The sequence below is a fragment of the Paenibacillus lautus genome, from assembly GCF_050482385.1.
In the GTDB taxonomy this organism is placed as follows: domain Bacteria; phylum Bacillota; class Bacilli; order Paenibacillales; family Paenibacillaceae; genus Paenibacillus_AQ; species Paenibacillus_AQ lautus_B.
Genome location: NZ_JBCNHV010000001.1, coordinates 712,108 through 725,003 on the forward strand (window position 1 = coordinate 712,108; position 12,896 = coordinate 725,003).

10 protein-coding genes are annotated in these 12,896 nt (G+C 36.0%); 1 reads left to right on the top strand and 9 read right to left on the bottom strand.

Annotated features, from left to right (window positions below):
• From ABEW73_RS03340 to ABEW73_RS03380, 9 genes are read right to left on the bottom strand one after another with little or no spacing between them, the layout of a single operon-like run.
• The gene (locus tag ABEW73_RS03340; protein ID WP_430162144.1) at positions 1–1,572 is read right to left on the bottom strand and encodes a glycosyltransferase family 2 protein; all 1,572 of its coding nucleotides are present in this window, start codon (positions 1,570–1,572) and stop codon (positions 1–3) included.
• Complete coding sequence (locus ABEW73_RS03345; RefSeq protein ID WP_430162143.1) at positions 1,569–2,834, bottom strand: aminotransferase class III-fold pyridoxal phosphate-dependent enzyme; 1,266 nt, start codon at positions 2,832–2,834, stop codon at positions 1,569–1,571. Before ABEW73_RS03345 ends, ABEW73_RS03340 begins: the two co-directional genes overlap by 4 nt.
• Positions 2,806–3,576, bottom strand: a complete 771-nt coding sequence (locus ABEW73_RS03350; RefSeq protein WP_430162141.1) for a DUF2334 domain-containing protein — start codon at positions 3,574–3,576, stop codon at positions 2,806–2,808. The genes ABEW73_RS03345 and ABEW73_RS03350 overlap by 29 nt, the downstream gene beginning before the upstream one ends.
• 11 nt (positions 3,577–3,587) lie before the next feature.
• Complete coding sequence (locus tag ABEW73_RS03355) at positions 3,588–5,318, bottom strand: glycosyltransferase (RefSeq protein WP_430162139.1); 1,731 nt, start codon at positions 5,316–5,318, stop codon at positions 3,588–3,590.
• Complete coding sequence (locus tag ABEW73_RS03360; RefSeq protein ID WP_430162137.1) at positions 5,303–6,091, bottom strand: glycosyltransferase family A protein; 789 nt, start codon at positions 6,089–6,091, stop codon at positions 5,303–5,305. Before ABEW73_RS03360 ends, ABEW73_RS03355 begins: the two co-directional genes overlap by 16 nt.
• Positions 6,057–6,779 (bottom strand): PIG-L deacetylase family protein, encoded by a 723-nt coding sequence (locus ABEW73_RS03365; protein ID WP_430162135.1) that lies wholly within the window; start codon positions 6,777–6,779, stop codon positions 6,057–6,059. Before ABEW73_RS03365 ends, ABEW73_RS03360 begins: the two co-directional genes overlap by 35 nt.
• Before the next feature lies 1 nt (position 6,780).
• The gene (locus ABEW73_RS03370; RefSeq protein ID WP_430162133.1) at positions 6,781–7,962 is read right to left on the bottom strand and encodes a glycosyltransferase; all 1,182 of its coding nucleotides are present in this window, start codon (positions 7,960–7,962) and stop codon (positions 6,781–6,783) included.
• Positions 7,963–7,998: 36 nt separating this feature from the next.
• Positions 7,999–9,135, bottom strand: coding sequence for a glycosyltransferase family 4 protein (locus tag ABEW73_RS03375; RefSeq protein WP_430162131.1), 1,137 nt, complete (start codon positions 9,133–9,135; stop codon positions 7,999–8,001).
• A gap of 17 nt (positions 9,136–9,152) precedes the next feature.
• Positions 9,153–10,193, bottom strand: a complete 1,041-nt coding sequence (locus tag ABEW73_RS03380; protein WP_430162130.1) for a TRM11 family SAM-dependent methyltransferase — start codon at positions 10,191–10,193, stop codon at positions 9,153–9,155.
• Positions 10,194–11,783: 1,590 nt separating this feature from the next.
• Between ABEW73_RS03380 and ABEW73_RS03385 the strand changes: the two genes are divergently transcribed.
• Positions 11,784–12,602 (top strand): helix-turn-helix transcriptional regulator, encoded by an 819-nt coding sequence (locus tag ABEW73_RS03385; RefSeq protein WP_430162128.1) that lies wholly within the window; start codon positions 11,784–11,786, stop codon positions 12,600–12,602.
• The last annotated feature ends 294 nt before the right edge of the window (positions 12,603–12,896 follow it).

Consider the following 12,896-nt stretch of genomic DNA (forward strand, 5'->3'; position numbering starts at 1 on the left):
TTATTTCTCCTTTTGTACGGCTTTCTTTTGGCTTTGCATAATATCCTTGCATTTCAAAGACATTTCGAAACCGAAATTATCATTTAGAATATAGGCGGCATAAAAATCTCTTAGAGCGAGATAGACCTGATTCTCCTTAAAGTATTGTTCCCCCCTGGCAATATGGCTTTCCGGGGGTAAGGAGTAGCAATATACAAAATGATTGGACCGGACATCGTCCAAAGACGGGATTTTTAAATATGACAAATCGAAATAGAACGATGCTAAATGTCCCATGAATGTATGTTGCAACGATTCCAAGTTGCTTATGGATATATATTCCTTTTTATTATTCGTTCTAATTAAACAATCAACAAACATTTCAATTTCATCTATTGATAGTTTAGGGATCACTTGCTCAAAATGGCTTACCGCTCTTTCAAATTCTCCTAAAACATAATTATATTTGGCTAATTCGATGTCGCTTGATAAAAGACTTTGTATACCTGAATATACAGTAGAATTGTTTTCAATTACCCTTGGCTTACATTTAAAATATTCATTAACTATAATTCTTTTGTTAATGTCAGAGTCTTTAAGAAAGCTAGTAATTTCAGTAGTATTTAATTTTGAAAGTAACACATTGTAATTTCGATTTGCCTCGTCCAACTTCGATGCAGAACGATCAACATGAGTAATATGTACACTGTGGGAAGACGGACAGGGTATTATTCTGTAACCTTTATACAATACTTTCGCTGTAAAATAGCTATCCTCCCATCCCCAACCGCAAAAATCTTCGTCAAATCCACCGACATCAAAAAAAACAGACTTGCTTACACTAAATAGAAACCCGTAAACCATTCGAAAAAGTTGCCAACAATCATCCATACTTGTATGTTCATCGCTAACCCAAATATTTTGATCTCCCTTTCGATTTCGAAGATGAGTTGTTTCAAGCATCATATTTGTTCCCCAACTCTTATTGAAATCGTAGGTAAACCGATTGTCCTTCCAAAATGCTGGAGTTCGGCTGTTAATCCAAGATGAAAGGTCTTCGATGTCAATGTTTTGCTTGTCTTCATCTTCTCTAAAGCCGAAAAAAATTGCTTCATTCATAAACAGTTGTTGACGTTTAACCAATTCTTCTAAAGCAAACGGAAATAGAATGATATCGGAATCGCAAAATATTATAACTTCGCCACTACAATTCATAGCCGCTGTATTGATTGCTTGCGCTCTTCCGAGATGAACTTGTTTTATATACTGCATATTCATCTGAAGATTCGCTGTCAATAATAAAGGTAGTAAATCTTCTTTCGTACCGTCGTCTATAATCACAACTTCTAAACAATTATAAAACTTTAAATTGAAACTACTATTTTCGATTGATCTTAATGTAATCAACAAAGTATCGTTCGAATTCCATGTGGGAATAATTACGCTTACTTTTTCTTTACATTCTTGCATCGGAAATGCCGATATGGATGTATATGGGGCCCTATTTATTTGATCTCCAGTTGTAGCTAAATACTTATCTTCAATATGAGAATAATTGTTTACAAATCTGCTCAAGCACTCCTTAATATTCACATTCTTCCTCCGTATATCATTTCTTCTTGGGATGCTTTACTTATTAGATTTTCATGCTGATGAATCCATTCTTTTATTGCCATTTCTAACCTTTCTTCCAGAACTTTATAAACTGAAATATGCTCTGAACAAACGTAAAAACAGTGTCCCCAAGGCACTAAAATATTATTATTTAACAAAGACAACTCGAGATATCTTCTTGCAGTAATCTGGTTTGCAATTCCATCGCAGAACCTAAACTCAAGAATGCCTCCTTCCATCATCGCTTCAACCCATAAAAGATGTCCTATATTATATTTATCCAGCACTTTATTGATTACACGTGATACTTCGACACCTATTGATTTAATTGAATTATAATAATCATACTTATGCATAATTTCTTTTGTAATTAGCGCACTTATAATGCCGATATTATCACGAGCATAAGTCCCACCAATCTTCAAATCATAATAGTTGATATCGAACGTATCTTTGCCAATCAATACACTTGTTGCGGCACCATTACCAATGGCTTTCCCTAGAATAGTGAAGTCGAAATCAAACATTCTCTCATAATATCCGTAGGGGGAGATTCTTCCACTAGTTTTAGTCTCGTCCATCACAACAAGAATATTGTTTTTCCTACACAAATCAATCGCAGCTGTTGTCTTTTCGAAACCTAAATGAATCGACTGATAAGCATCAAACATTAAACAAGAAATTTCTCTATTATTCGCAATAATGTACTGGAGTGTTTCGAGTGATCCATCTCCCCAGTTAATTGCATCATAGTCATCATTATTATGATAAGTTAATTCTGTTGACACTTTTTTTCGTAAATCAGAGTTTAGTGGTTCATGCCAATGAAGCCCCCCATTAATTAAGTTATCATGCCAACCTAAATATCCAAGTCTGACAAATTTCTTTTTTCCCGTGATATGACGGCAAATTCTTAATGCAGCCTGACCGCTCTCAGAACTAGTGGAAAAAAAACCAATGGTTTTACTAGTTTTATAAAATGAGTTAATATCTTCGGAATATTCTTGATGATAGACTGAATAAGATGGAAAGCAAAACCCAGCAGATATTTTTTCACGCATATTATTCAAATATTCACTGTTATTGTGTCCTAAGATAACGGGACCGTATGCTAATATAAAATCAATATAATCATTCCCGTCTACATCGGTTACAAAGCATTTGTTTCCACTTCGGAAATATATTTCTTTATCATTGTTACCCAGAACCCGTCTAGCTATCATATATAATTGATTTTCCATCAACTTCTCCTTTAGGAATTATGATTTCAACACCAGGTAAGATTTTAATAGTATTTATTAAACGCTCAACAAATTCAAAGCCTTCCGTTCCCATTGTTCTGTGATGTGAGAGGATTCCAATACATAGCCTAGAATTTTCTTTTGTTAATCCTTCCTGCAACTCAGACACAAGTTGTGACAGAGCATAATTTTCTCCAGCAAATTTGTCCGAAATACTCCAATCTATGATGTCAACTTGCGTATTAATTTCATAAAAGTTATTGTCATTCCTACCATTCGGACCCCAACTAGAGATATAATGAAATCTGCATTTATATATCTCCTGCTCAAGTTTCGGGCTCATCTCGTGCCATGGTGGAACAAAAACATTAAGATATTTTGGACCGAAAAGATCTTGAAGCTTTTTTTTTCCCTGATTAATATTATTGATCATGATACTCAACTCGCAAGCATCATCGTCGAACTCGGTTTTCACTCCTGCTTTAAGGGAGTTATTTCTATGATTCCAACCATGCTGTGCAACAAATGCAGTTTTACTGCTCCTCACTATATCAATCGTTTCATTGACCAACAAACTTGGAATAGCCGAATATACAATTGGAACTTCTACCTTATCAAAAAGGTTCACCATTTTCTTTACTTCAGGTATATAAAAACCCAAGTCATCATCTCTGAACCAAATCTTGATTGGTTTTTGCATCCTATACAACATTTCGATATATTTTTCCAATTCTCTCCACATTATGTCCCTCACTATGAAAGATTCCGGATCTCGAGACCATCGTAATTCCATCTATATCGACCAACTGCCTGATTACTTACTTCATTAAAAGATTCATTTATCGACATAATCCGCAAATTGCTTTCTTCCAATAAAAGATGGATACTGTCTATAAACTTCAAAATTTCATTTTGATCAGAATCTTGGGATATCTTAATCACAAAATCAGGTGCATATTTTCTACGATTTGCTATTACGTTCTGCAATATATGAAGCGTCCTTTCGCTCGTAGTGAAAGGTATTTCTGTAACTTCTATGGAAATTATCCCCAATGACTCAAGATCATATATTGCTTCGTACTGTTGCTTTCTCAAAAAGCTCAGATCACTGTCATTATAAAAGATGATCTTTCTCCCCATAAATTCAGTAATAGAATGAATGGATTGCTGTAAACTATTTACTACAACTACAGGTTCTGCTCCTGTATCCTGTAGATTCAGACCACTAACACTCTGATCCTTTTGGACAAAACTAACTCGAGCCAATCGGGGATAACGCTGAACATATTGTTTTATCGAATTTTTCTCCTTATAATCAATTAAATTAAAAGCTAATAAAAAATTATTATTACCAATTACACGGAGTTTCATTCTCCTAATAATCTTCTCAGCTACCTCACATGCATTATTTCTAACTTTTTCCCTCTTAGGTTTAGGGGCAATTAAAGACTTTAATAATACTTTTTGAAGTTTTTTAATATCTTCAATAGGAATGAAATCTACCATGAATTCATTATGCAAATAATCGCACCATTCCTTTTGGTCTTCCATATACGATATTCCAGGTAATAGAATCAGTTGACCTTCGCCTTGAAGCGCTTCCATGGTTGTATTATATCCAGGCCTTAAAACGCACACATCAGCTATATTTAATAGCGCTGATAAATTCCCCTCGTATCCAACCATTGTTATTTGGTAGTTAACTAACTCGACTTCATCGTACTTACTGATGAGGTGTTCGGAGTAGGGGCCTGTGACAATAATAAATTGCACTTTCTGGTTGTAGTTTTTTATGTTCTTTGCGAATTCAATCACACTATCAAATATTAGTTCGCAAACGTTCTCACCAAGGTGCCATCCACCCGCACCGCCATTCACAACTACAGTTTTATCAAACTGATCCACTTTATATTTATGGTTCATTCGTTGTTTCATACTCTCTTCAGGTTGGAAGAATATATCTCCACAAAAATCAAACAGATCGGAATTATCCAACACTGACTTGACTAGCGGACTTTTCAACTTATCAATGCAAAGTTCTTTAGACTCCATTACATAAATCATATCGTATTGTCCGAATTTACCACTATAAAAGAACTCCTCAATGGCATCTCCAGATACACGTCTTAATATAAGAATTCTTGGCGTTGTCGCTAGCGCTGGGATATTTAGATAGTAGTCATCGGAGTATGTATCCTCGATTACAAGACTTGGATTAAGATGCTCAATGATAAAATTGATTACCGAATTAAAAGCAAGTGCAGCGTTATTACTTTTAAGGGAGTGAAGTAATGGAACGTTAATGACTTTAAACTTATACTCATCAAATATACGAGTCGATTTCGCCTGAGAAAGAAAAATAATCTCTAGTCCCTTTTTCTCTAACTCGCTGGCTAGTACTAGAGCTCTTCTAAAGTGACCGAACCCTATCCCATTTTTCAATAAAAATATGACCCTCTGCTTTGTATTCAGACTTTTTCCCATAGTATAGTCCCCTCAACGCTGCCATCAAAAACATTGGAATATCCCCCAAGATAGTACTTTACGGTTACAGCCTCATTAGTTAAAACTTTGATGTTCATGTCTTGAAGCATAAACATTAACTTATCATCTTCCGCTAAATTATTATCCCAGTCTTCAATACTGAACTCATCAGATATGTTAACCGAGCTAAGAATAGATCTTTTAATCAACCACACGTTCGTATCAATAATTATACCCAGTCGGTCCCTAAAAATGTTACTTCCTGGAGTCAACACTCCCATGTCAACCAATTCACGATATCTTTCCTTCTGATTGATCCTAGCCCAAGGGCACCTCTGTTCAAGATACTCCCTACCGTCGCGATATAACATTTCATGGTATGAATGGACTGCGTTGCAATTGTTTTCCATAGCAAAATCATAAAGTTTCTCAAGATGTTCAGGATAGAACTCGTTATCATCATCTAAAAAACTAAACCAATTCGAAGTTACGGAATGTATGGCACTTGTTCTTAATCTGGCCAACAACGAAGGCCCGCTCTTATCGCTTTCTAATCGGCTATAAAATTTCCAGGCGACTCTCTCGTTACCCGAATAGTTTTTTTCAAGAAATCTTAGGGTATCGAGACAATCATCGATTAAAATATAATGTTGAGTTGGACCCTGATACGTCTGGGATAAGACCGATTTTATTGCCCGATCTAGCAATTGAGCCCTCCCTCTCGTAACAGTCAGCACGCTAATGCTTTTTTCTTCTCCTGTAGTAAACTTCATAGTAACCCCCATAATCGTTAATAGATTGAAAGTATAAACTCATCTTTTCTAAATCCCCGAAAAGCATCGGAATCTGAGATGAATATTTAGAGAAGGATTCAACTTTTTCTTGCATACACTCAAGGGAAAATGAAATTTTCTCTTTTTCATAACTTGGATCCATCTCAACTTCACCTTCATAGTAGAAATCATCGTAATAGTGTATCTTATATCCCCGGGATGACAAAGCTTCCCCGCACTTTTTTAATATTAAGTGGTCGACATGATTACCTCGACCAATCGGAAAATAAAGTTCGTCGTTGAGGGAATAATCATTAGTGATATGAAGTGCTATTCTTTCAATTAACTCTTCATCTTCTTTTACGATATTCGTAAATATATCCCCATCGTTTGGATACAAATGCCTGCCTGCTACTGTCCTGTATATCGCCTCTTGGAAATCATAATCTACCGGTAAAACATCAAGTACTTCGCACGCCGTAGCATTTTCTATTTTTCTCTCCTCCACAACATTCCTTAAACCCCACATTTGGTGGAGTTCAATAGCGAAAGGAGATAATGGTTTATCATATTTGCCCCCAAATACTGTTACCGCCTTGACTGCTTCTCCGTTACGTCTAAGCAATGCAATTCTCCCCGCACAGGAGCCAATCACATCATCATAATGTGCCCCAATAAATACGAACATACTAGAAGCTTCTCTCCTCTCTTAATTCCTCGACGCAGTAGCCGTTTAATTTGAAAATTTCAGAAAAAACCCTAATCAACCATACAGCCTCTTTGTAGGCCCAAAATGATCGATCGTTGTTCATTTCTAGTGCTTTTCTAATAAATTTTCCACTTTCTTGTTCATTACCGTTGAACAAATGAAATATCGCAAGACAAAAATAATTTTCTATATCATTAGGATTATCGTCAGTTATTTTACCCAACCTATTGACAGCACTCTCTAGTAACTGCTTATATCTCTTTCCAAAGTAACGAAGATAAATGGTTTGAAGGAATGTTACGTAATAATGATCGGATTTGGATTTAATAAAGAGTTCTTCCCATTGTTTAAAATAAAATTCGGCTCGTTCTCTCTCACCAGTTACAATTGAAATTTCCGCTAATTTCCACACTGACCATGCATCATTCTTATTTAGCTTCACAGCTTCTTCCAATATGGGAATTGCCTCCACATATTCATGTTCAAATGCCATTTTATACGCTTCTTGAGGTTTCTTCCACGACTCAAGAAAGAACTGTTGTCCTCGATCCGGCGGAAGGTTTAGCCCCGCTCCAAAAATCAGTAATTTTTCTGGCACACATATCCACCCAGAATGTTCTGCGCATTTCATTATGAATTCGCAATCCTGTACAACGTTCTTTTCCATAGAGGCATATGGGAATTCAATGCTTTTCGCAATTTGTCTGCGAACCAAAAAGGCGCTATTATCGCAACGTCCAACTGAAGGATAACCATCAATGTTTTGTGCATAACGAAAATCCTCTGCGGCACATAAGGCAATTCCTTTGTCGGGGTTAGCCTCTAGAGCATTAACCATTGTTTCAAGATAGTTATCTTTGTAAATGTTGTCATCGTCTAAAAAGCATACATAGTCTCCCAAATCTATATTCTTTAATGCCCATCTAAGCATTGGATTCGGCGTCCCATTAGGCATATTTGCTCCCGGTTCCGTAATACCCATTATTTTAGAGAAACCCAATGTACTTCTCTGTTTTGAGTCAAAATTCACCGGTAAAACTCCGTCCCCAAGAACATAATGGTGCCAGTTCGGGTAAGTTTGACGATCGACGCTTGCGCAAGCATCTTTTAAGGATTCCCTGTTAATAGTCACTGAGATTATTGATACTGATGGAAGTGTCATTTCTTCTACCTTCTCCTTATCTTAATATAAATAGATTTACACCAACTGGTTTACGGTAGTTCTCCCTAATGCTACAAACAACTGATAATATTGAGTTGCAACTCGGTCTAAACTATATTTCTCGATCACCATGTCGGTATCGTGAACAACCTCGTCTTGTCCCTCACCAGCTAGTATTAATTTTGTAATCGAGTGATAATCTCCCACTGGAACAACGAGATGCCCTCTTCCCGGGGGAACGACTTCCGTTAATGCACCGACGCCGTAACTGATTGTAGGAGTGCCGCATGAGATGGAATTTATCAGTACAAAACCAAAAGTTTCGGGTAACTTTGATAAAAATAAGCTATACTCACCCATTGAGTAGTAATAAGGCAAGTCACTATAATCGATCCAGTTATGAAAAACTACATTTTCCTCAAGACCTTTAACAGCTATGATTTGCTTTAAACCTTGAATGAAGTCATTTTCCGAGAAAACATCCGCATTTCTCGAATTAGGTGGCATTGGGATCAGTAGACAATATTTCGAATCGTAACGTATTAATTCTTCAAGAATAAGTATTGCCTCTAAATGGCCCTTTTCTGCTTCAGGTCTGTGTGGATACAAGATGTATTTCTTATCAAATTCAAACTCAAAATACCTACTCATCCTACTGCTACATCTCATCTTTTCCTGTTTGCGAAAATCATCATCCACAAAGTATGGAATTACCGTTGCGTCCTCTCTCTTTGTAGTGCAATTAATGAGCTGATTTTTTAGATACTCGGAGTTAAACACCACTCTGTCCCATTCACTTTCGAAAAAAGCTTTTAATTCTCTTTCGTAACAGAATGTATTCATACTGAGCAACTTTGGTTTAGCTGTCCGAACAGGGAATCTGCGATCTACCAACCAGATTACATCGGAATCGTCAGCCATTTGCTCTAATATTAATAAATCATTATATAAGTCGATCGGATTTAGACCGTTTTGTTCTAGATCGTGAAGAATTGGATGAAGCGGTATATTCTCGGGGAAGTTATGCAAATCTGAATGGGGGCAAACAATACTAAGCTTAATATCGGGGTACTTGGTTAATAATTTATCAACGAGTTTACGAACAGAGACTTGTACTCCACCCGCCAAGTGTTTATCGTAGAATGGATAATATAAATACAGCAGCACCCTCACGTAACTCCAACTCCCTCCTAATATATTGTTTTTACAACATCCAAGAAGTCTTGATTGTTTTTAAATCTTTCGAACGATTTAAACCATGCCATAATAACAACATCTGTCCCCTTTCGATTAATCCTTTCAAAAACGTATCTATAAAAGCCTAGATCGTTAACAAACTGTTCTATCTTTTCTGATTGCTCTGCACTGCACATCAAAACTAAATTCCCACATTCTTTTAATGAACTACTTAAATTGCCTATCGATTTAATTACTTCCCCCGTTGCATTTGGCGAAAAAGGGACCTCTGTTACAATCGAATCAAATAATTCCTTTTCGAATTCAATCACACTTGAGTTTGCTACATAATGCTTGGAGCCGTAAGACTGAAGACCAGGGGCTAAAATAGGATCAACGTCTACACTATAGACCTCCATAGATTCTTTTATAAATTTGGCCTGGAAAACGACCCCTCCGCCTCCAGCAAAAGGATCCAACAATATATTAGAAGTGTAAGGCTCTGCTAAATTCACCAAACACCTTGCATCCTCTACTGGTAATGCTCTTCGACCGGTCTCTGTACCATCACCGCGATACCCATTTACTACTTTTACTTCATTATTATGATTTAAAATTTTAAACTGTCGATTATTTGGGGAATGTTGCTCGTATAAAGTTAATTCTTGAAAAAAGAAATTATTGATGGAAAAACGCTTACGTTTCCAGATTAATTCATTGATACTAACTAGATCTGAGTTGTTTTCCGAACTTTCGCAACGAAAATCTAGCAGATAAAACTGGTTGCAATATCCAATTCCCGATAAAACGGATGGAAGTTCATTCAGGTACTTTATAGGTACAAAAAAAGAAAAAATACCTTTCACGTCTCCAAGCGGCCCGTTGGGAATAAAAAGTCCTCCCACCGACGAAAGAGCAAAATAAGCTTCAATAATCCCCAGTTGTTTTGCCTTGATCCGAGATTTCCTCAATCTGAAGACAATTACAACATTGTCTGCGAGATATTCATCGATGTTACTTTTATTAAAAGTTATGTACCTCATCATTTTAATCAATCACATCCTCAATTCTTAATATTTGAGGTATTTCTGCTCCTCCTGGCAAATACAATAAGTGATTTGTTAAACATTTTAGATTTCATACCTCTCGGAAACCGTAGTTATTACCAATAATGCAATTGAAAATCCTGAAAAATCACTTCTTTTCTAATTAAGAGATAAATGTGGATTCAATAACTACTTTAAGTTACTGATTCTGGAATTCGTGAATATTGGAGAGCCTGTTATACCGCTCGTATTCTATACAGTTAACTTATCTTTTGAAAATAGATATACATTTTTTTACAAGTTATGTTCTGATAAAAAAGAATCAACACATTATTTATTAGGGCCAAATCTTTGAAATTGGCATAGGATCCTTTCTATGGTGTCAGGATTAGATCTTCAAAAATTTTAATTAAACTATACTTTTTAAACAACTACCAGATTGCATCTACAATCTACATCGTAGAATCAAGATCCATGATTTTGTTAAGATTTGAGCAATAATGTCTGCTAAACTTCATTTCTACGATTGTTCTCTTCGCTATATATTTACAAATTTAACCAAGATTCTTCATCAACTAATTATTAGCATTACCACCCAAATTTTTCAACACAATATGTAACTTTGGATATTAACATCTTTATTTCTCGTTATAATGATCGAACCACTTCTTTCTTGCTAGTAACAAATTATTTAGTATAATATACCTATTGATGCATGCGCTTTCATAAAAACCCTCTACCTTCTGAGGGGGCCTGTCTGGTGGTATATATTTGATTTAGTATGACCCCCTTCTTTACTGCAAATGCTTAGTGAGGTGAAATTGACGTTGTACTCATATGAGAATTGATGTATACCAGCACTATCTGCCTCTTGATTGTTCAAAAATGTCTTTTGCTTTCTGGGATTTATCATGGCTACTGAACCACCTTACGAACCTATTGCTTGCTGACGAATCTTAGCGAAAAACGTCCAGATAATAGACAAAATCATGATTGAGAAGTTTGAGCACTTGGTAATAGATTTGATCTCGAAATGAATGAAGAAGCTCCCATTTGGTTTAAAATTCCTTCAAAAGCTTGCTTTTCTCTAGCTGTGCGGGCGGCTCTACTTTTGATTAGATATGCATGCGAGGGATTGCACCGTGCCATTGAACATGAACTCTAAGTTGCTTCCTGCAACGTTGCTGAGTACACTTGATGTGAAAGGTACTCCAAGCACGTCTGCGTGCATGGAGTAATAAATGGAAGATAGCTGCCTTTCTGCAACTTTGGGAGATCATATCGAGTGTGTACGCATGGGTATGCGATACCCGATCTTGGTATAACGTTTCGCTATGTGATGCGCTCTTGGCTGTGTTTGGGAAGATACTCCTCCATTAGTGAATGAGCTAGCGACACTATTAAGTCCTTCTTAAAAAATCCACAAAAAATGTCAAATCTAAACAAAAGGATCATAAAGTGACAAGCAACTGTTTGATACACCTTCTCTAAATTAGAGTCGTGTCACTATAAGTGAAATTTATACCAAAGCTAACTTTGTAAAGATAACCTTGGCAATTTTCACCACTACTCGGGACTATACCCCTAGGAGGAATTCTTATGAACTTATACATTCAATTCATAAATTCTATCTTTACTCAAACATGGCTTGATACAAATAATTATTTCCGTTTTTCGAATGAAAATAAAAGAACTATTCTTGTTATTGAATGTCTCTCTAGTTTGGTGTTTCAAAACGAAAGAACAAGAGTAAGGGCAAATAGAAATCAGTTTATAATATGCGATGAATCTACCTATATTGGCGCAATAGATGAGCCTGCTGTCTTCCGAGGTATTTCTTTAAGAACAACCGAACCTATCTCACTACCAATTCTCATGCTAAAGGGGTCGACAGAAAGAACTGCCCAAGTTTTTTTAAGTAAAATTCAAAATAGTCATCAGGAGAATACTAATAAGAATATCAATACAAATTTTCGGAAGGAGTTATCGGAAATTTACTCAATTATTTCTGAAAACTGTCTAGATATACATAAGAAACACCAGCAAAGTAAAAGAGTCGCATATATAGATTCTCGATTAATATTTATTCATAGATACCTTCGAAAACACTTTTCAAAACCACTTACTCTACAAATGCTAGCCGACCTTATACAGTGTAACCCAGTATATTTGTGTAATACTTACAAAAAAGTATTTCAGATTCCGCCAATAAAACATCTCCAAAAATACCGAATGGATGAAGCAAAAAAATTACTAATAGAAACAAATATGAGTATAAGTGAAATATCTCAATCGCTTAGTTACGTATCCAGCTCACATTTTACTAATTATTTCAAAAGACATTTTAGTATTACCCCATTGGAGTACCGAAAAAGGGAATTACATCATACAAAGCAACAACGAACAAGAATAAATTGAACTGAAAATGAACATAAAGTTATATAAATCACCGTATATCGTCAGTCTCCGGGATCAGCTAATCATATAGAAGCATCTTCCAGGGCATGCCAAGAACGATGATCGTATTGCCGACGATTATAAACAACGAGTTTTCGCTGTTTATAATCAGCGCCAGCCAAGAGCATAAGGTACCTATGAAGATGCAGCAAGTTACTGAATAATTATGATCTAGTAGAAGAGGTATCAATATTCACCTCTTTTCTGGAGACTAGGGGCTATGCCCCATTACAGAAAGTCTTATTCCCAAGAAAA

Excerpts from the sequence above, each read along its gene's own strand:
- ABEW73_RS03345 (WP_430162143.1), bottom strand. The coding sequence starts at position 2,834 with ATGGAAAATCAATTATATATGATAGCTAGACGGGTTCTGGGTAACAAT.
- ABEW73_RS03350 (WP_430162141.1), bottom strand. The coding sequence starts at position 3,576 with ATGTGGAGAGAATTGGAAAAATATATCGAAATGTTGTATAGGATGCAA.
- ABEW73_RS03355 (WP_430162139.1), bottom strand. The coding sequence starts at position 5,318 with ATGGGAAAAAGTCTGAATACAAAGCAGAGGGTCATATTTTTATTGAAA.
- ABEW73_RS03360 (WP_430162137.1), bottom strand. The coding sequence starts at position 6,091 with ATGAAGTTTACTACAGGAGAAGAAAAAAGCATTAGCGTGCTGACTGTT.
- ABEW73_RS03365 (WP_430162135.1), bottom strand. The coding sequence starts at position 6,779 with ATGTTCGTATTTATTGGGGCACATTATGATGATGTGATTGGCTCCTGT.
- ABEW73_RS03370 (WP_430162133.1), bottom strand. The coding sequence starts at position 7,962 with ATGACACTTCCATCAGTATCAATAATCTCAGTGACTATTAACAGGGAA.
- ABEW73_RS03385 (WP_430162128.1), top strand. The coding sequence starts at position 11,784 with ATGAACTTATACATTCAATTCATAAATTCTATCTTTACTCAAACATGG.